We start from the raw sequence: 18402 nt of genomic DNA on the forward strand, positions 1-18402 counted from the left end.
CCCGGACCGGCGCGACGTCGTGCCGGTGAGGACGACGCTAGGGAGCGGGTGTTTCGCCCCGCGGCGCCGGGGCGTGAAATCCCCATGAGCCGAAACTCTCACCACGATCCGGCGCGCTGTGAGAACACGGTTCGCGATGCACGATCCGGCGCGCCGGGTTTCACTGCTGGGAGCACCCTCGCCCGTCCCAGCAGCAGGGAGTACGCGATGTCGCACCGCACGCAGGCACCTCCGTCCGCACCTGCCGGGGACGGCAAGGACCCCTTGCTGCGGCTGGGCCGCCACCTGCGGCGCGGGGAGACGAGCGAGGACCTGCGCCAGCTGTTCCTGCACGGCGGACGTGAGGGTGACGTGTTCTACCGGGACCGGTGGTCGCACGACAAGGTCGTCCGGTCGACGCACGGCGTGAACTGCACGGGTTCGTGCTCGTGGAAGGTGTACGTCAAGGACGGCATCATCACGTGGGAGACGCAGCAGACGGACTACCCGTCGGTGGGTCCCGACTCCCCGGAGTACGAGCCGCGTGGCTGTCCCCGCGGTGCGGCGTTCTCCTGGTACACCTACTCCCCCACCCGGGTGCGCTACCCGTACGTGCGCGGCGTCCTGCTGGCGGCGTACCGCGCCGCGAAGGCGGAGGTGGGCGGCGACCCGGTGCTCGCGTGGGAGCGGGTGACGTCCGACCCCGAGGTGTCCGCCCGCTACAAGGCCGCCCGCGGACGCGGGGGCCTGGTGCGCGCCACGTGGGACGAGGTGTCCGAGCTGGTCGCGGCGGCGCACGTCCACACCATCAAGCGGTGGGGCCCCGACCGGATCGCCGGGTTCTCCCCCATCCCCGCGATGTCCATGGTGTCGCACGGCGTCGGCGCGCGGTTCGTGCAGATGCTCGGCGGCACCATGCTGTCGTTCTACGACTGGTACGCCGACCTGCCCGTCGCGAGCCCGCAGGTGTTCGGCGACCAGACCGACGTCCCCGAGTCGGCGGACTGGTGGAACTCGTCCTACCTCGTCCTGTGGGGCTCCAACGTGCCCGTCACCCGCACCCCGGACGCCCACTTCATGGCGGAGGCGCGCTACCGCGGCACCAAGGTCGTCACCGTCAACCCGGACTTCAACGACGCCACGAAGTTCGCCGACGAGTGGATGGCGCCGCACCCCGGCACCGACGGCGCCCTCGCCCTGGCGATGGGGCACGTCGTGCTGCGCGAGTTCCTCGTCGAGCGGCGTACGGCCCCGTTCGAGGCGTACCTCAAGCGGTTCGCGGACGCCCCGTTCCTCGTCCGCCTCGACGCGGCCGACGACGGCGCGTACACCCCCGGCAAGTTCCTCACCGCCGCCGACCTGACGGACGACGTCCTGCCGGGCGCGTCGACGATGGCGAACAACCACTTCAAGACTGTCCTGCTCGACGCGGACGGCACGCCCGTCGTCCCGAACGGCACGCTCGGACACCGCTACGGCGACGCCGACGAGGGCCTCTGGAACCTGGACCTCGGCGACGTCGACCCGGTGCTGTCCGTGGCGGACGTCGGCGGGGTGGTCGCGGGCGAGGCCGGGGTGGCGGGGGACCATGACCGCGAGAGCAGAGGGAGCGCAGCGACCGATTCATTCGAGCGGGCGGGGTCCCCCGCCACCCCGGGCGCTGCCTCGCCCCGCACCGTCGAGCTCCTGCTGCCCCGCTTCGACCTCGTCCCCGAGGACGCCGACGACGAGGCGGCGCACCTGGGCGGCGCGGGCGTGGTGCGGCGCGGGGTGCCGGTGCGGGAGGTCGGCGGGCACCTCGTCACGACGGTGTTCGACCTGCTGCTCGCGCAGTACGCGGTGGCGCGCCCCGGCCTGGACCTGCCGGGCGAGTGGCCCACCGGCTACGACGACGCGAGCACGCCGGGCACGCCGGCGTGGCAGGAGGAGCTGACGGGCGTCCCGGCGCCGCAGGCGGAGCGGATCGGGCGGGAGTTCGCGCAGAACGCCCTGGACTCCGGTGGCCGCTCGATGATCATCATGGGCGCGGGCACGAACCAGTGGTTCCACGGCGACGCGACGTACCGGGCGTTCCTCACGCTGACGACGGTGACGGGCTGCCAGGGCGTCAACGGCGGCGGCTGGGCGCACTACGTCGGGCAGGAGAAGTGCCGCCCGGTGACGGGGTGGGCGCAGTACGCGGGCGGGCTGGACTGGGTGCGTCCGCCGCGGCAGACGATCGGCACGGGGTTCCTCTACCTGGCCACCGACCAGTGGCGGTACGACGGCCTGCCCGCGGACGCGCTGGCGTCCCCGCTGGCGAAGGGGGTGCTGGCGGGCCGCACGACCGCCGACGCCCTCGTGGAGTCCGTGCAGCGCGGGTGGATGCCCGCGTACCCGACGTTCGACCGCAACCCGCTGGACCTCGTGGACGAGGCGCGGGCCGCGGGCAAGGAGCCGGCTCAGCACGTGGTGGACGAGCTGAAGGCCGGGAACCTGCGGTTCGCGGTCGAGGACCCGGACGCCCCGGAGAACTTCCCGCGGGTGCTCAACGTGTGGCGGTCCAACATCCTCGGGTCGTCGGCGAAGGGCAACGAGTACTTCCTCAAGCACCTGCTCGGCGCGGAGTCCGCGGTGCGGGCCGAGGAGTCGGGCCCGGACCGGCGGCCGCGGTCGATGGTGTGGCGCGACGAGGCGCCGCGCGGCAAGCTCGACCTGCTCGTCACCGCCGACTTCCGCATGACGAGCACGACGCTGTACTCCGACGTCGTCCTCCCTGCGGCGACCTGGTACGAGAAGCACGACCTGTCCTCCACGGACATGCACCCGTACCTGCACTCGTTCAGCCCGGCGATCGACCCGCCGTGGCAGTGCCGCACCGACTTCGCGATGTTCCACACCATCGCCAAGGACGTCTCGCGGCTCGCGGAGACGCACCTGGGGGTGCGGCACGACCTGGTGGCGTCCCCGCTGGCGCACGACACCCCCGACGAGCTCGCGATGCCGCACGGCACGGTGCCGGACCCCGGGGTGCCCGTCACCGAGCGGGAGCTGGTCCCCGGCGTCACGATGCCGAAGCTGGCCGTGGTGGAGCGGGACTACCCGGCGTTCGCCGCCCGGATGGCGTCGCTCGGGCCGCTCACCGACTCGGTCGGCATGATGACCAAGGGCGTGAAGTTCACCCCCGACGCCGAGGTGCAGTCGCTCGGCCGGCGCAACGGCACGGTCGCGACCGGCCCGACGGCGGGCCGCCCGAAGATCGAGACGGACGTCCAGGCGTGCGAGGTCATCCTCACCCTGTCCGGCACGTCCAACGGGCGCCTCGCCGTCCAAGGGTTCGAGCACCTGGAGCGGCGCACCGGTCGCGAGCTCGCGCACCTGGCCCGCGACGAGCAGGGCAAGCTCGTGACGTTCTCCGACACGCAGGCCCGCCCCGTCCCCGTCGTCACGTCGCCCGAGTGGAGCGGGTCGGAGCACGGCGGCCGCCGGTACACGGCCTTCGCGGTCAACGTCGACCACCTCAAGCCGTGGCACACCCTCACCGGCCGTCAGCACTTCTACCTCGACCACGACTGGATGGTCGAGCTGGGCGAGCAGCTCCCCGTCTACCGCCCGCCGCTGGACATGCACCGCCTGTTCGGCGACTCCCCCGTGCCCGGCACGGTGGGCGAGGCGGACGGGCACGCCACCGTCGCGGTGCGCTACCTCACCCCGCACTCCAAGTGGTCCATCCACTCGGAGTACCAGGACAACCTGTTCATGCTGTCGCTGTCGCGCGGCGGACCGAACATCTGGATGAGTCCCGCCGACGCGGCGAAGATCGGCGTCGAGGACAACGAGTGGATCGAGGCGGTGAACCGCAACGGCGTCGTCGTGGCCCGCGCGGTCGTGTCGCACCGCATGCCGGAGGGCACGGTGTACATGTACCACGCGACCGAGCGCACGGTGGACGTGCCGCTGACGGAGACCTCCGGGCAGCGCGGCGGCATCCACAACTCCCTGACGCGCATCCTGCTCAAGCCCACCCACCTGGCCGGCGGCTACGCGCAGCTCACGTACGCGTTCAACTACATCGGCCCGACCGGCAACCAGCGCGACGAGATCACGACGATCCGGCGGCGCTCGCAGGAGGTGCGGTACTCGTGACCCCAACCCGTGCCACCGCCCGGAGGTCGATCCGATGAAGGTCATGGCGCAGATGTCGATGGTCATGAACCTCGACAAGTGCATCGGCTGCCACACGTGCTCGGTGACGTGCAAGCAGGCGTGGACGAACCGCACCGGCACGGAGTACGTGTGGTTCAACAACGTGGAGACCCGGCCCGGCCTCGGCTACCCGCGCACCTACCAGGACCAGGAGCGCTGGCACGGCGGGTGGCGGCTCACCCGGTCCGGGCGGCTGACGCTGCGGGCGGGCGGGCGCTGGCGCAAGCTCGCGTCGATCTTCTTCAACCCGAAGCTCCCCGACATCCACGACTACTACGAGCCGTGGACGTACGAGTACGACATGCTGCTGTCCGCCCCCGCGCAGGAGCACACGCCGGTCGCCCGGCCGAAGTCGCTCCTCACCGGCGAGGACATGGCCATCCGGTGGTCGGCGAACTGGGACGACGACCTCGGCGGGTCGACGGCCACCGTGCAGGGCGACCCGGTCCTGGAGCACATGGGCACGCACGTCGCCACGGAGCTCGAGAAGACGTTCATGTTCTACCTGCCGCGCATCTGCGAGCACTGCCTCAACCCGGCCTGCGTGGCCTCCTGCCCGTCGGGCGCGATGTACAAGCGGGCCGAGGACGGCATCGTGCTGGTGGACCAGGACCAGTGCCGCGGCTGGCGCATGTGCGTCACCGGCTGCCCCTACAAGAAGGTGTACTTCAACCACAAGACGGGCAAGGCCGAGAAGTGCACGCTCTGCTACCCGCGCCTCGAGGTCGGGCAGCCGACCGTCTGCTCCGAGACGTGCGTGGGACGCCTGCGCTACCTGGGGCTGGTCCTGTACGACGCGGACCGGGTCGGCGAGGCCGCGGCCACCCCCGACGAGCACGACCTGTACGCGGCGCAGCGGTCCGTGCTGCTCGACCCCCACGACCCCGAGGTCGTGGCCGCCGCCCTTCGTGACGGCATCCCGGACGACTGGGTCGACGCCGCGCAGCGCTCGCCGGTGTGGCGGCTCATCCACGACTACGAGGTGGCGTTGCCCCTGCACCCGGAGTACCGCACGCTGCCGATGGTCTGGTACATCCCGCCGCTGTCCCCGGTGGTGGACGTCGTGGCGTCCTCCGGCAACGACGGGGAGGACGGTCGCACCCTGTTCGCCGCGATCTCGCAGATGCGGATCCCGCTGGAGTACCTGGCGGGACTGTTCACGGCGGGCGACACCGGGCCGGTGGAGAAGGTGCTGCGGCGGCTCGCGGCGATGCGCGCCGCCATGCGTGAGGTCAACCTCGGCCACGCGCTGCCCGAGGACGTCCCGGCGGCCGTCGGCATGTCCGGCGACGAGATCCGGGAGATGTACCGGCTGCTGGCCGTCGCGAAGTACGACGAGCGGTACGTCATCCCCACGGCGCACGCCGAGATCGCGGGCGAGCTGGAGGAGATGGCCTGCTCTCTGGACTACGACGGCGGTCCCGGCATGGGCGGCGGCGGGCCGTTCGGGTCGTCGTCGGGGCAGCCCACACCGGTCGCGGTGGAGAACTTCCACGCGTTGGCGAACCGGCAGACCGCGGACTCGCCCTACGGCCCCTCCACCCCGGGACGGGTGAACCTGCTCAACTGGGACGGCAACGGCCGCCCCGACGGGCTGTTCCCGCCCGGCGAGGAGTCCGGCACCGACGACCGCCGGGGGACGTCATGAGGCTCGCGTTCCTGCCCCGGCCCGGCGTCCGCGCGGCCCGGCTCGACACGCTCGACCCGGTGCGCCTCGACGACGCCGCCCGGGCCCGCGCCCACATGGCGGCCTCCCTGCTGCTCGCCTACCCCGACGACGACACCCTGGCAGCCGCCGCCGAGGTGCGGCCCGCCGTGGCAGCGCTGCCCGCCCCGGTGCGGGACCGGCTGGACGGGCTCGCCGCGACGCTCCTGGACGGCGACCAGCGTGCCCTCCAGGCGGACTACGTGGCGACGTTCGACCTGCGACGGCGCTGCTCCATGTACCTGTCGTACTACGCGGCGGGCGACACCCGGCGCCGTGGCGCCGCCCTGGTGCGGTTCGTCGAGGCCTACCGCGCCGCCGGCTTCGAGACCACCGGCACCGAGCTGCCCGACTATCTGCCGACGGTCCTGGAGCTGTCGGCGTGCGGGGGCGAGGTCGGTGCCCGGATCGCGGGCGCCCTGCTGGACGCCCACCGGGACGGCATCGAGGTGCTGCGCTCGGCGCTCGCAGCGCTCGGCTCGCCGTGGACGGCGGGGATCGAGGCCGTGTGCCTCACCCTCGCGCCGGTGGACGCAGCGACGGCGGAACGGATCGCCGACCTGGTGGCCTCCGGACCCCCGGCGGAGACGGTCGGGCTGGACGGGTACGGGGCCGACGCCCCCGGAGGGAGGGACCTGCCGTGGACGTGACCGGCGACCAGATCGTGCTGTGGGTCGTGGTGCCGTACGCCTGCCTGGCGATCTTCGTCGTCGGCACGCTGTGGCGGTACCGGTACGACAAGTTCGGCTGGACCACCCGCTCCAGCGAGCTGTACGAGAAGCGGCTGCTGCGGCTCGGCAGCCCCCTGTTCCACTTCGGCCTCCTGGCGGTGATCGCCGGGCACTTCGTGGGGCTGGTGATCCCCAAGTCGTGGACCGAGGCGGCGGGCGTGAACGAGGCCGCCTACCACTTCCTGGCGACCTGGCTCGGGTCGGTCGGCGCCCTCGCGCTCGTCTCCGGGCTGGTCATCCTCATCTACCGGCGCCGGTCGACCGGCCCGGTCTTCCAGGCCACGACGCGCATGGACAAGACGATGTACGTGGCGCTCGCCGCGTCGATCCTGTCGGGCGCCTGGGCGACCGTGCACACGCAGATCCTCGCGGGCGGCCACGGCTACGACTACCGCGAGACCGTCTCGCCGTGGTTCCGCACGCTGTTCACGCTCCAGCCGGAGCCGCTGCTCATGGCGGGCGTACCGCTGGCGTTCCAGGTGCACGTCACGGTCGCGATGCTGCTGTTCGCGCTGTGGCCCTTCACGCGGCTGGTGCACGCGTTCTCCGCACCCGTCGCATACCCGTTCCGGCCGTACATCGTGTACCGGTCGCGCGACACGACCACCCGCTCCGGCGCCCGGACCCCGCGGCCGGGCTGGGAACCGCCCACCACGCCCCGGGAGAGACGATGACGGACGCACCGCTGCCCCCGACCACGACCTCCGACCCGGCCGTCGCCGCCCCTCCCGGAGCGACCCGCCAGCTCGTGCTGGCGACCGTCGGGTTCGCGATCTGCTTCTGGGCGTGGGCCCTGCTCAGCCCCCTGGGGAACACGTACGGCGACCTGTACGGCCTCTCCGACTTCGAGGTGTCGGTCCTCGTCGCCGTGCCGGTCATCGTCGGGTCCCTCGGCCGCATCCCCGTCGGGGCGCTGACCGACCGGCTCGGCGCGAAGGTGGTGTTCCCGGTCGCGGCGGCGGCGACCATCGTGCCCGTCCTGTTCGTGGGGCTCGTGGCCGACAACCTCGCGCTGCTGCTCGTCGGCGGGTTCTTCCTCGGCCTGGGCGGCACCACGTTCGCGATCGGTGTCCCGTTCGTCAACTCCTGGTACCCGCCGGCCCGACGCGGCACCGCGATCGGCATCTTCGGGGCAGGCATGGGCGGCACCGCGATCGCCGCATTCACGACCGTGCCGATCCGCGACACGTGGGGCGACGCGGCACCGTTCTGGATCGTGTCGGCGTTCCTTGCGGCGTTCGCGCTCGTGTCCAGGGTCCTGCTCCAGGAGTCGCCCTGGCGCGTCCCCCCGGGGCCGGACGCGCCCGGCATGCTGGCCCGCACGTGGGCGACGCTGAAGATCCCCGTGACGCTCGAGCTCTCCTGGCTGTACGCCGTGGGCTTCGGCGGCTTCGTCGCGTTCAGCGTCTACCTGCCGACGTTCCTGCAGAACGCCTACGACCTGACCCCCTCGGACGCATCGTTCCGCACGGCCGGGTTCGTCGTCCTCGCCGTCGTGATGCGGCCCGTGGGCGGCACTCTGTCCGACCGGTTCGGCCCGGTCCTGGTCTCCCTCGGGTGCTTCGCCGTCGTGACGATCTTCGCGTCCGTCGTCATCTTCCAGCCGGCTCTCGTCCCCGGCGGCACGATCGCGTTCCTCGGCATGGCCGCCGGGCTCGGCGCGTCGTCCGGCGCGACGTTCGCCCTGGTCGCCAAGATGGCGCCCGCCGACCAGGTGGGGGCCGTCACCGGCGTCGTCGGGGCCGCCGGCGGGTTGGGCGGCTTCATCCCGCCGCTCATCATGGGCGCCGTGTACGCCGGCAAGGGCGACTACGACCTCGGCTTCGGCCTGCTCGCCCTGACCGGCGCCCTGACGTTCCTGTTCACGCTCGGGCCGGTCCGGCGGCGGGTGGCGGCGCACGACGCGTCATGACCTCACCACGGCACGGCGACGACTGTGAGGGCGCCGCTCCATGGCGGACACACGGGCCACCTATCGTGGCCGGTGTGACCCCGCGCACCATCGCCGAGCACCGGGCCGCCGTCCTGGCCCGGGTGTCTCCCGTGCCCGCGGGCGAGGTCGCGCTCGACGACCCGGCCGTGCTCGGCCTCGCGCTCGCCGACGACGTGGTGGCCGCGACGGCCGTGCCCGGGTTCGACCACGCCGCGATGGACGGGTACGCCGTCCGGCTCGCCGACCTGCCCGCCGACGGCACGCCCGTCACCCTCCCGGTCCTCGCGGACGTCCGGCCGGGCCGCCCCGCCGACCCGGCGACGACCGGGACCGGGGGCGCCGTCCGCATCATGACCGGCGCGCCCCTGCCCGCCGGGCTCGACGCCGTCGTCCCCGTCGAGCGCACCTCCACCGGGCGGTTCGTCGCGGGGGGTCCGTCGACGGAACGCACCGTCACGCTCGCCCGGCAGGCGCGCGACCACGTGCGCCGCACCGCCTCCGACGTCCCGCCCGGCGCCCTGCTCGCCAAGGCGGGCGCCCCGGTCCACGCGGGCGTGGTCGCCGCGGCCGTCGCGGCCGGTGTCACCACCGTGTCCGTGCGGCGCCGTCCCCGCGTCGCGGTGCTCTCGACGGGGTCGGAGCTCGTTCCCCTCGGCACCGGCGGGCCCGGTACCGTGCCCGACTCCAACTCCCTCATGCTCGCCGCCCTGGTCCGTGCCGCAGGAGCCGACGTCGTCCGCGTCGGCGCCGTCCCCGACGACGCGGCCGCGCTCGGTTCGGTCCTCGACCGGGTCACGGCCCCCGGCGGCGCCGTGGACCTCGTCGTCTCCTCCGGCGGCGTCTCCGCCGGCGCGTCCGACGTCGTCCGGGAGGTGCTCGCCACCGGCGTCGCGGACGCCGTCGACGTGGCCGCCGTCGCGATGCGACCCGGCCGCCCGCAGGCCCTGGCCACCTGGCACGGCGTCCCCTGGGTCGCCGTGCCCGGCAACCCCGTCAGCGCCTTCGTCTCGACCGTGCTGTACGTCCTGCCGGCCGTCCGCCGGCTCGCCGGCCTCACCGACGACCCCGCCCTCGCCGTCCCCGCCGCCACCGGCTGGACCTCCCCCGCGGGCGCCGAGCAGGTCCTGCCCGTCCGGCTCGGACCGGACGGCGCCACCCCCGCCGGACCCGGCGGGCACCACCTGTCCGCGCTCGCCGACGCCGACGCCCTCGCCGTCGTCCCCGCGAACGTCGACCAGGTGCGACCCGGCGACGTGCTGCCCGTGCTGCGCCTCCCGGAGCCCCGATGAGGTACGACGCGATCGTGCTCGCCGGCGGCCGGGCCACCCGCCTGGGCGGCACCCCGAAGCCCGGCGTCGTCGTCGGGACGCGACGCCTGCTCGACCGCGCGCTCGCGGCCTGCGCGGACGCCGAACGGACCGTCGTCGTCGGGCCCGCGCCCGAGATCGGGCCCGTCCCGCCCGGCGTGGTCGTGACGTGCGAGGACCCGCCCCGCGGCGGCCCCGTCGCCGGGACGGCCGCCGGCCTGGCCGCGCTCGCCCGCGACGACCGGCCCGCGCACGTCCTCCTCCTCGCCGTCGACGTGCCCGCCGCACCCGCCGCCGTCGGGCCCCTCGTCACCGCGGCCGCCGCCCACCCGGACGCCGACGGCGTCCACCTCAGCCGCGCCGGGCGGGCGCAGTGGCTCACCGGCCTCTACCGCACCGACGCCCTCACGGCGGCCGCCACGACCCTCGCCGTGCACGGCGCCCCGGTCCGCCGCCTCGTCGCCCCGCTCGACCTCGTGGAGGTCGACGACCCCGCCGGGGTGAGCGACGACGTCGACACCTGGGAGGATGTCACCAGGCTCGCCGCCCGCCGCACCGGCCGACCCGAGGAGGCCACACCATGACCGAGGACACCCCCACCTCGCTCGCCCGCTGGGTGGGCGCCCTGGAGTCCGAGCTCGGCCTGCCGGCGGGCAGCGTCGACGTCACCGAGGTCCTCGACCTCGCCCGGGACGCCGCCCACCGCGTCGCCCGGCCCGCGGCACCCGTCACCGCCTACGTCGTCGGCTACGCGCGCGGCCTCGCCGCCGCGCAGGGCACCGCCGCCGACGACGCCGCGGACCGCGCCGCCCGCCTCGCGCTCGCCTGGGAGCCCACCGCCACGGAGGCGCCATGACGCTCGTCGACCTCGGGATCCCGGCGCTGCCCACCACCGGCGCCCCCCGGCCCGTCGCCCTGCCCGCCGACCGCCCCGCCACCACCGGGCTCGTCGACCGGTTCGGGCGCGTCGCCACCGACCTGCGCGTGTCCCTGACGGACCGCTGCAACCTGCGCTGCACCTACTGCATGCCCGCCGAGGGGCTGCCCGCCCTGCCCCGCGACGCCACCATGACCCGCGCCGAGATCGCCCGGCTGGTCGGCGTCGCGACCCGCGACCTCGGGGTGCGGCAGGTGCGCTTCACCGGCGGGGAACCGCTGCTGCGCCGCGACCTCGTCGACATCGTGCGCGACGTCGCCGCGCTGGAGCACCGCCCCGAGATCAGCCTCACCACCAACGCCGTCGGGCTCGACACCCGCGCCCACGCGCTGCGCGACGCCGGGCTCGACCGCGTCAACGTCTCCCTCGACACCCTCGACCCCGACACGTTCGCCACCCTCGCCCGGCGCCCCTTCCTCGAACGCACCCTCGCCGGGATCGCCGCCGCCGCCGAGGTGTTCGACGTCGTCAAGATCAACGCGGTCCTCGTGCGCGGCGTCAACCTCGACCACGCCGCCGACCTGCTCGCCTGGTGCCTGGAGCGCGGTTTCGAGCTGCGGTTCATCGAGCAGATGCCGCTGGACGCCGACCACTCCTGGGACCGCACCGCCATGGTCACCGCCGCCGAGGTGCGCGGGCTGCTCGGGCAGCGCTTCACCCTCGCGCCCGACGTCGAGCCCCGCGACGGCGCCCCCGCCGAACGGTTCGTCGTCAGCACCCCCGCCGGCGGACGCCTCGGCCGCGTCGGCATCATCGCGTCCGTCACCGAACCCTTCTGCGGCGACTGCCGACGCACCCGTCTCACCGCCGAGGGCGGCGTCCGCGACTGCCTGTTCGCGCACACCGAGACCGACCTGCTCGGCCCCCTGCGCGCCGGAGCCACCGACGCCGACCTGGCCGACCGCTGGCGCGCCGCCATGTGGGCCAAGGGCCCCGGGCACGGCATGGACGACCCCACGTTCAGCCAGCCCGAACGCACCATGAGCGCGATCGGAGGCTGATGATGAGCGACACGGGTCTCGGCCCCGCCGTCCGGGTAACCGTGCAGGTGCGGTGCTTCGCCGCCGCCCGCGCGGCGCTCGGCTTCCCCGACCGGACGGTCGCCGTCGACGCCGCCGCCGCCGGTGCCGGAGCCGGTGCCGGAGCCGGTGCCGGTGCCGGTGCCGGTGCCGGTGCCGGTGCCGGTGCCGGTGCCGGTGCCGTGACCGTGGCCGACGTCGTCGCGCAGCTCGTGGCGGCCGTGCCGTCCGCCGAGCCCGTCGTCGCCCGCTGCTCCGTGCTGCTCGACGGCCGCCGCGCCGCGCCGGCCGACGTCGTGCCCGACGGCGCGACCCTCGACCTGCTGCCGCCCTTCGCCGGCGGCTGACCGTCGGGCTCGTCGCTTCGTTCGCCGGTGATGGGGCGGGCGTGCCCGACGCACCACCACGCTCCTGGTCCGCGGGTCTGCGCGCGGTCGTCAGACCGGAAGCGGAGGGCCCCCTGGGGCCCGTGAGCGCGGCCGCGCGCAGACCCGCGGACCGGGAGCGTCCACCCGGAGCGCGACGAGGACTACCGGGCGGCCTTGTGCGCCCGGATGACCTCGGCGGCCTGCGGCAGGACGTCGGCGAGGTCGCCCACGACCGCGAAGTCGCAGATCTCGAAGATGGGGGCCTCCGGGTCGGCGTTGACGGCGACGATCACCTGGGAGGCCTGCATGCCGCCGCGGTGGTGGGGGGCGCCGGAGATGCCGGCGCCGATGTAGAGGCGCGGCGCGACCGTCACGCCGGTCTGCCCGACGTAGCGGTCGAACCAGCCTTCGAAGACGGCGTCGCGGGAGGCGCCGACGGCGGCGCCGAGGGCGTCGGCGAGGTCTTCGACGGGACCGAAGTCGCCGCCGGTGCCGCGCCCGCCGGCGACGACGACGGCGGCTTCCTCGAGGGTGGGGCGGGCGGCGTCGCGCACGACGGGCACACGCTGGGTGACGGCGGGCAGGGGTGCGTCGACGGGGACGGCGAAGCCCTCGACCTCGGTGGCGACGGCGGCGTCCGCGGGCTTCGGGACGACGGCGTTGGCGCGCACGGTGAGGAGGGCGACGTCGGTCGTCACGACGCTGGTGGTGTCCCAGGAGCCGGCGAAGACGCGCTTGGTGCCGACGATCCGGCCGTCGGCGTCCTCGGTGACGCCGGCGGCGTCGATGATCACGCCGGCGCCGAGGGCGTGCCCGGCGAGCGCGACGGCCTCCTTGGCGGCGAACGTGGAGGGGGCGAGGACGACGTCGGCGTCGGTGCGGCGGACGGCGGCGGCGAGGGTCGCGGCGACGACGGCCGGCAGGTGGCGGGCGTCGCCGCGCACGGCGGCGGGGAGCTCGGCCTGGTGGACGGTCTCGACGCCGTGGGTGCCGAGCCGGGCGAGCGCCTCGACGGACGGCGACTCCAGGGTGACGACCTCGACGCGGCCGAGGTCGCGGCCGATGGTGAGGAGCTCCAGCACGGAGGAGCGGACCTCGGCGGCGGGGTCGAGGAGGACCAGGACGGTGCGGTTGGTCATTGTCGTGTCCTCTCAGACGAGGTCGTGGCGGATGAGGTACTCGGCGAGGTCCTTGCCGCCGGAGCCCTTGTCCTGGACGAGCTCGACCTCGGGCCTGGCGGGCCGCGGCGCGGCGTGCGTCGTGGTGGTGCGGGCGCCCGCGTCGCCGACGAGCGCCGCGTCGAGGCCGAGGTCGGCGAGCGTCCACGCCTCGATGGCCTTGGTGCGCGCCGCCATGATGAGCTTGAAGTTCGGCATGCGCGGCGTGTTCGCGGTGTCCGCGACGGACAGCAGGGCGGGCAGCGGCGCGCTGAGGGTCTCGGTGGCCTCGTCGGTCTCGCGGACGACCTCCAGCACGCCGTCGGTCAGCGCGACCTTCTTGGCGAACGTCAGGGCGGGGCGGCCGAGCTCGGCGGCGACGAGGGCGGGCACGACGGACCCGAGGCCGTCGAGGGCGGCCATGCCGGTGATGACGAGGTCGACGGGGCCGTCGGCCTCGAGGCGTCGCACGGCGGCGGCGAGCGCGGCCGCGGTCCCGGCGTAGTCGGACCCGGCGAGCGCGTCGTCGCTGACCCGGACGCCGCGGTCGACGCCCATCTGGAACGCCTTGCGCAGCGCCAGGTCGCCCTGCTCGGGTGCGACGGTGAGGGCGACGACCTCGGCGGCGGTGCGGGCGTCGTCGTCGAGGGACTCGACGATCCGCAGCGCGGCCTCCAGGGCGTTCTCGTCGAGCTCGTTGAGGGTCCCCTCGCCGGGCGTGCGCACGACCCGACAGTCCTCGAACCGCCGGTCGGCGTCGATGTCCGGGACGTACTTGACGAGAACGACGATGCGCACGAGGAACCTTCCGATCAGGTGCTCGACGGGCTGGGGCGGCGACGGTCGGCCGCCAGGACGAGCCTACTCGTCGGCGCTGCCCGGGCGGTCGCCGTCCGGATGGTGCGACACGCCGCACCGCCCGCGGACGACGGGAGTGGTCCACGATAGGTCCATGGAGGCCAGACCCAAGGTCACGCCGCTGACCCGACCCACCCGTCGCCGCAGCCACGTCCCGCCGCTCGGGGTGCGCACCACCCCGGACGGCGGCATCGACGTGGCGGTGCTCGCGTCGCACGCCACGGGCGTCGACCTGTGCCTGATCGACGAGGTCGACCCGGCGCTCGACGTCCACGACCCGGCGCGGTACGCGGAGCGGCGGGTGGCGTTGGACGGCCCGGTGTACGGGGTGTGGCACGGGCACGTGCCGGACGTCGGACCGGGGCGCCGGTACGGGTTCCGGGTGCACGGTCCGTGGGACCCGGCCGCGGGGATGCGCCACAACCCGGCGAAGCTGCTGCTGGACCCGTACGCGCGCGGGTACGTGGGCGACCTGGCGTACGTCCCGGCGACGCTGGGCGGCGGGGCGGGCGAGGACGGCGGGCCGGACGACGAGGACTCGCTGCCGTTCGTCCCGCACGGCGTGGTGATGCCGGAGCACCCGCGCGCGACGCTGGGCCGGCCGCGCGTGCCGTGGGCGGACACGGTCGTGTACGAGGCGCACGTGCGGGGCCTGACGATGCGGCACCCGGGCGTGCCGCCGGAGCTGCGGGGCACGTACGCGGGGGTGGCGCACCCGGTGGTGGTGGAGCACCTCAAGGCGCTGGGCGTGACGACGCTGGAGCTGCTGCCGATCCACGCGAACGCGTCGGAGCCGTGGCTGGCGGGCCGGGGCCTGTCGAACTACTGGGGCTACTCGACGATGTCGTTCTTCGCCCCGCACGCGGGGTACGCGACGGCGGCGGCCCGAGCGGCGGGTCCGGACGCCGTGCTGGACGAGGTGCGCGGCATGGTGCACCTGCTGCACGAGGCCGGCATCGAGGTGCTGCTCGACGTCGTCTACAACCACACGTGCGAGGGCGGCGACGACGCCCTGCACCTGTCGTGGCGGGGCCTGGACAACCCGCTGTACTACCTGCACGACGGCGGGTCCCCGGCACGGCTGGCGGACGTCACGGGCACGGGCAACACGCTGGACTTCCGGCGCACCCGCGTGGTGCAGATGGCGCTGGACTCGCTGCGGTACTGGGCGGAGGCGGTGGACGTCGACGGCTACCGGTTCGACCTGGCGGTGACCCTGGGGCGCGACCACGACGGCTTCACGCCCGACCACCCGTTCCTCGTGGCGCTGCAGACCGACCCGGTGCTGTCGGGGCTGAAGCTCGTGGCGGAGCCGTGGGACGTCGGCCCGGGCGGCTGGCAGACCGGTCGGTTCCCGGCGCCGATGGCGGAGTGGAACGACCGGTTCCGCAACGCGGCGCGCTCGTTCTGGCTGGAGGCGCCGAGGGCGGGCTCCCACGGTCAGCCCATGCACGGGCTGCGGGAGCTGACGACGCGCCTGGCGGGCTCGGCGGACCTGTTCGGGCACTCCGACCCGCCGCTGATGCGCGGGCCGGTGGCGTCCGTCAACTACATCACGGCGCACGACGGCTTCACCCTGGCGGACCTGGTGTCGTTCGACCACAAGCACAACGACGCCAACGGGGAGGAGAACCGGGACGGCACGGACGACAACCGGTCGTGGAACCACGGCGTGGAGGGCCACGCGCCGCAGAGCGACGACGCCACGACGGAGCCGTGGTCGGCGGTGGTGCCGCTGCGTCGGCGCTCGCAGCGCAACCTCCTGGCGACGCTGCTGCTGGCCGCGGGCACCCCGATGATCACGGCGGGCGACGAGCTGGGCCGGTCCCAGGGCGGCAACAACAACGCGTACGCGCAGGACAACGAGATCTCCTGGACGGACTGGGACCTGGACGACGCGGGGTCGGACCTGCTGGCCACGACCCGGTTCCTCGGGGGGCTGCGGGCCGAGCACGCCGCGCTGCGCGCCGAGTCGTTCTACCTGGGCACGCCGCGCCCGGGCGAGGAGCTCACCGACCTGCTGTGGTTCGACGAGACGGGCGCCGCGATGGACGGTGCCGCCTGGTCGGTGGACGGGCGGCGGGTCATCCAGATGCTGCGGCCCGGCCCGGACGACGACGACGCGGACGTCCTGCTGGTGCTGCACGGCGGGCTGGAGGACGTGGTCGTGACGCTGCCGCCGACGCTGGCCGGTGCCGGGGCGTGGGACCGGGTGTGGAGCTCGACGTGGGACACCCCCGACGGGCCGGACCAGGCCGACGAGGACGACGAGCCGGGCACCGCCCGGGTCGAGTCGCTCAGCGTCGAGGTGTTCGTGGCACGCCGCTGAGCCGCGGACCCGCGCCACCCCTGGGAGCGGGCCCCGTCCTCTGGCAGGATGCGGCCATGGCAGACGCCGACGTCATCGTCGTCGGGGCCGGGCTCTCGGGCCTGGTCACCGCGACCGAGCTCACCGCCGCGGGCCGCCGCGTGCTCCTCCTCGACCAGGAGCCGGAGGCCTCCCTCGGGGGCCAGGCCTGGTGGTCCTTCGGGGGCCTGTTCCTCGTGGACTCCCCCGAGCAGCGCCGCCTCGGAGTGCGCGACTCGGCCGAGCTCGCGTGGTCCGACTGGCTGGGTTCCGCCCGGTTCGAGCCCGGCGCGGAGGACGGCCGGGGCCCTGACCGGCACGGCTACGCGTGGGCGAAGCACTACGTGGAGGCCGCCGCCGGCGACCTGCGCTCGTGGCTGCACGCCAAGGGGGTGCGCTGGTTCCCGCTGGTGCAGTGGGCCGAGCGCGGCGGCTACCCGGCCGGGGGCCACGGCAACACCGTCCCGCGGTTCCACGTCACGTGGGGCACGGGGCCTGCGATCGTGGCGCCGTTCGTCGAGGCCGCGCGCCGGGCCCGCTCCGCCGGGCTGCTGGAGATGCGGTTCCGTCGCCGCGTCACCGGGTTCGTCGTCACCGACGGCCGCGTCACCGGCGTGCGCTGCGAGGTCCTGGCGGACGACGACGCGCTGCGCGGCGCACCGTCGTCGCGTGACGTCGTCGCGGCCGAGGAGCTGACCGCGGGCGCCGTCGTCGTCGCGTCCGGCGGCATCGGCGCCAACCACGACCTCGCCCGCGACCGCTGGGACCCCGCCGCCGGCACCCTGCCCGCCCGCATGCTCTCCGGCGTCCCCGACTCCACCGACGGCCTGCTGCTCGGGCACGCCGCCGACGCCGGCGCCGCGCTGGTGCACGAGCACCGCATGTGGCACTACCCCGAGGGCATCGCGAACCATTCCCCCGTCTGGACGAACCACGGGATCCGCATCCTGCCCGGCCCGTCGTCCCTGTGGCTCGACGCCGACGGCGGCCGCCTGCCCGCCCCGCTGTTCCCCGGCTTCGACGCCCTCGGCGCGCTCCAGCACGTGACCCGGCGCGGCGACGACCACTCCTGGTTCGTGCTCAACAAGGCGATCATGGAGTCGGAGTTCGCCCTGTCCGGCTCGGAGCAGAACCCCGACCTCACCGGCAAGGACCTGCGGCTGCTCGCCCAGCGGGTGCTGCCGGGCGCCGTGGGGCCGGTGGCGCGGTTCGCCGCGGAGTCCCCCGAGTTCCTGTGGGCGGACACCCCGGCCGAGCTCGCGGGGAAGATGAACGCCCTCACCGAGGCCACCCCGGGCTCCCGCGGGCACGTCGACCCCGAGGCGCTGGCCGCGATCGTCGCCGCCCGTGACGCCCAGGTCGCCTCCGGCCTCGGCAAGGACCCGCAGGTGGTCGCGACCCGTGCCGCTCGCGACTTCCGCGTCGACAAGATGATCCGCGTCTCGCCGCCGCGTCCCCTGACCACCCCGAAGGACGGGCCGCTGCTCGCGGTGCGGCTGTCCGTGCTGACCCGCAAGACCCTTGGCGGCCTGTGGTGCGACCCGTCGGGCCGCGTCCTGCACGACGACGGCACGGTGCTGGACGGCTTGTGGGCCGTCGGCGAGGCCGCCGGGTTCGGCGGCGGTGGCGTGCACGGCCACCGCGCCCTGGAGGGCACGTTCCTCGGCGGCTGCCTGCACACGGGCCGCGTCACCGGGCGGGCGCTGGCGGCCGAGGCCGGCTGACGCCTCGCCGCGAGGTGGTACCGGAGGTGGTGGGGTCGTGCCCCCGGGGTCCGACCTCGCGACCGCAGGTACGACCTCGGGGGAAGGGTCGACCCTGCCCGTCCCGGGCATGTTGTCGCGCACAGGGGCTCGCGGCTGACTAGCGTGGAGGC

Annotated in this window: 14 protein-coding genes; 12 read left to right on the top strand and 2 right to left on the bottom strand. The window is 74.7% G+C overall.

Features of this window, described 5'->3' with window-relative positions; translation table 11 throughout:
• Positions 1 to 207: 207 nt before the first annotated feature.
• The 10 genes from ATJ88_RS13090 (at position 208) to ATJ88_RS18590 (ending at position 12143) form a co-directional block, all read left to right on the top strand.
• Positions 208 to 4104: a nitrate reductase subunit alpha gene (locus tag ATJ88_RS13090; RefSeq protein ID WP_098464206.1), complete on the top strand. Its 3897-nt coding sequence runs from the start codon at positions 208 to 210 to the stop codon at positions 4102 to 4104.
• Between the two features lie 34 nt (positions 4105 to 4138).
• Positions 4139 to 5812 carry a nitrate reductase subunit beta gene (gene narH, locus ATJ88_RS13095; RefSeq protein ID WP_098464207.1) on the top strand — a complete coding sequence of 558 codons (1674 nt, stop codon included), beginning with the start codon at positions 4139 to 4141 and terminating at the stop codon, positions 5810 to 5812.
• Positions 5809 to 6519, top strand: a complete 711-nt coding sequence (gene narJ / locus ATJ88_RS13100) for a nitrate reductase molybdenum cofactor assembly chaperone (RefSeq protein ID WP_098464208.1) — start codon at positions 5809 to 5811, stop codon at positions 6517 to 6519. Before narH ends, narJ begins: the two co-directional genes overlap by 4 nt.
• Positions 6510 to 7274, top strand: coding sequence for a respiratory nitrate reductase subunit gamma (gene narI / locus ATJ88_RS13105; protein ID WP_425432679.1), 765 nt, complete (start codon positions 6510 to 6512; stop codon positions 7272 to 7274). Before narJ ends, narI begins: the two co-directional genes overlap by 10 nt.
• Positions 7271 to 8512 (top strand): MFS transporter, encoded by a 1242-nt coding sequence (locus tag ATJ88_RS13110; RefSeq protein WP_098464209.1) that lies wholly within the window; start codon positions 7271 to 7273, stop codon positions 8510 to 8512. The genes narI and ATJ88_RS13110 overlap by 4 nt, the downstream gene beginning before the upstream one ends.
• 74 nt (positions 8513 to 8586) lie before the next feature.
• Positions 8587 to 9822: a molybdopterin molybdotransferase MoeA gene (locus ATJ88_RS13115; RefSeq protein WP_245852419.1), complete on the top strand. Its 1236-nt coding sequence runs from the start codon at positions 8587 to 8589 to the stop codon at positions 9820 to 9822.
• The gene (gene mobA, locus ATJ88_RS13120; protein WP_098464211.1) at positions 9819 to 10424 is read left to right on the top strand and encodes a molybdenum cofactor guanylyltransferase; all 606 of its coding nucleotides are present in this window, start codon (positions 9819 to 9821) and stop codon (positions 10422 to 10424) included. The genes ATJ88_RS13115 and mobA overlap by 4 nt, the downstream gene beginning before the upstream one ends.
• The gene (locus ATJ88_RS18380; RefSeq protein WP_098464212.1) at positions 10421 to 10696 is read left to right on the top strand and encodes a DUF6457 domain-containing protein; all 276 of its coding nucleotides are present in this window, start codon (positions 10421 to 10423) and stop codon (positions 10694 to 10696) included. The genes mobA and ATJ88_RS18380 overlap by 4 nt, the downstream gene beginning before the upstream one ends.
• Positions 10693 to 11778 (top strand): GTP 3',8-cyclase MoaA, encoded by a 1086-nt coding sequence (gene moaA / locus ATJ88_RS13130; protein ID WP_098464213.1) that lies wholly within the window; start codon positions 10693 to 10695, stop codon positions 11776 to 11778. Before ATJ88_RS18380 ends, moaA begins: the two co-directional genes overlap by 4 nt.
• A 2-nt stretch (positions 11779 to 11780) precedes the next feature.
• Positions 11781 to 12143, top strand: a complete 363-nt coding sequence (locus tag ATJ88_RS18590; RefSeq protein WP_245852423.1) for a MoaD/ThiS family protein — start codon at positions 11781 to 11783, stop codon at positions 12141 to 12143.
• A gap of 182 nt (positions 12144 to 12325) precedes the next feature.
• Here ATJ88_RS18590 and ATJ88_RS13140 read toward each other — a convergent pair whose 3' ends face one another.
• A complete protein-coding gene (locus ATJ88_RS13140) occupies positions 12326 to 13303 on the bottom strand; it encodes an electron transfer flavoprotein subunit alpha/FixB family protein (protein ID WP_098464214.1) in 978 nt (325 codons plus the stop codon).
• Between the two features lie 12 nt (positions 13304 to 13315).
• A complete protein-coding gene (locus ATJ88_RS13145) occupies positions 13316 to 14119 on the bottom strand; it encodes an electron transfer flavoprotein subunit beta/FixA family protein (protein ID WP_098464215.1) in 804 nt (267 codons plus the stop codon).
• Between the two features lie 154 nt (positions 14120 to 14273).
• Here ATJ88_RS13145 and glgX point away from each other — a divergent pair, with 154 nt between their 5' ends.
• Positions 14274 to 16508 (top strand): glycogen debranching protein GlgX, encoded by a 2235-nt coding sequence (glgX, locus tag ATJ88_RS13150; protein ID WP_098464216.1) that lies wholly within the window; start codon positions 14274 to 14276, stop codon positions 16506 to 16508.
• A gap of 56 nt (positions 16509 to 16564) precedes the next feature.
• A complete protein-coding gene (locus ATJ88_RS13155; protein ID WP_098464217.1) occupies positions 16565 to 18250 on the top strand; it encodes an FAD-binding dehydrogenase in 1686 nt (561 codons plus the stop codon).
• Positions 18251 to 18402: the final 152 nt, after the last annotated feature.

It is taken from the genome of Isoptericola jiangsuensis (genome assembly GCF_002563715.1).
Classification (GTDB): Bacteria; Actinomycetota; Actinomycetes; order Actinomycetales; family Cellulomonadaceae; genus Isoptericola; species Isoptericola jiangsuensis.

Coding starts and splice junctions, on each gene's coding strand:
- ATJ88_RS13090 (WP_098464206.1), top strand. CDS start 208: ATGTCGCACCGCACGCAGGCACCTCCGTCCGCACCTGCCGGGGACGGC.
- narH (WP_098464207.1), top strand. CDS start 4,139: ATGAAGGTCATGGCGCAGATGTCGATGGTCATGAACCTCGACAAGTGC.
- narJ (WP_098464208.1), top strand. CDS start 5,809: ATGAGGCTCGCGTTCCTGCCCCGGCCCGGCGTCCGCGCGGCCCGGCTC.
- ATJ88_RS13110 (WP_098464209.1), top strand. CDS start 7,271: ATGACGGACGCACCGCTGCCCCCGACCACGACCTCCGACCCGGCCGTC.
- mobA (WP_098464211.1), top strand. CDS start 9,819: ATGAGGTACGACGCGATCGTGCTCGCCGGCGGCCGGGCCACCCGCCTG.
- ATJ88_RS18380 (WP_098464212.1), top strand. CDS start 10,421: ATGACCGAGGACACCCCCACCTCGCTCGCCCGCTGGGTGGGCGCCCTG.
- moaA (WP_098464213.1), top strand. CDS start 10,693: ATGACGCTCGTCGACCTCGGGATCCCGGCGCTGCCCACCACCGGCGCC.
- ATJ88_RS18590 (WP_245852423.1), top strand. CDS start 11,781: ATGAGCGACACGGGTCTCGGCCCCGCCGTCCGGGTAACCGTGCAGGTG.
- ATJ88_RS13140 (WP_098464214.1), bottom strand. CDS start 13,303: ATGACCAACCGCACCGTCCTGGTCCTCCTCGACCCCGCCGCCGAGGTC.
- glgX (WP_098464216.1), top strand. CDS start 14,274: ATGGAGGCCAGACCCAAGGTCACGCCGCTGACCCGACCCACCCGTCGC.
- ATJ88_RS13155 (WP_098464217.1), top strand. CDS start 16,565: ATGGCAGACGCCGACGTCATCGTCGTCGGGGCCGGGCTCTCGGGCCTG.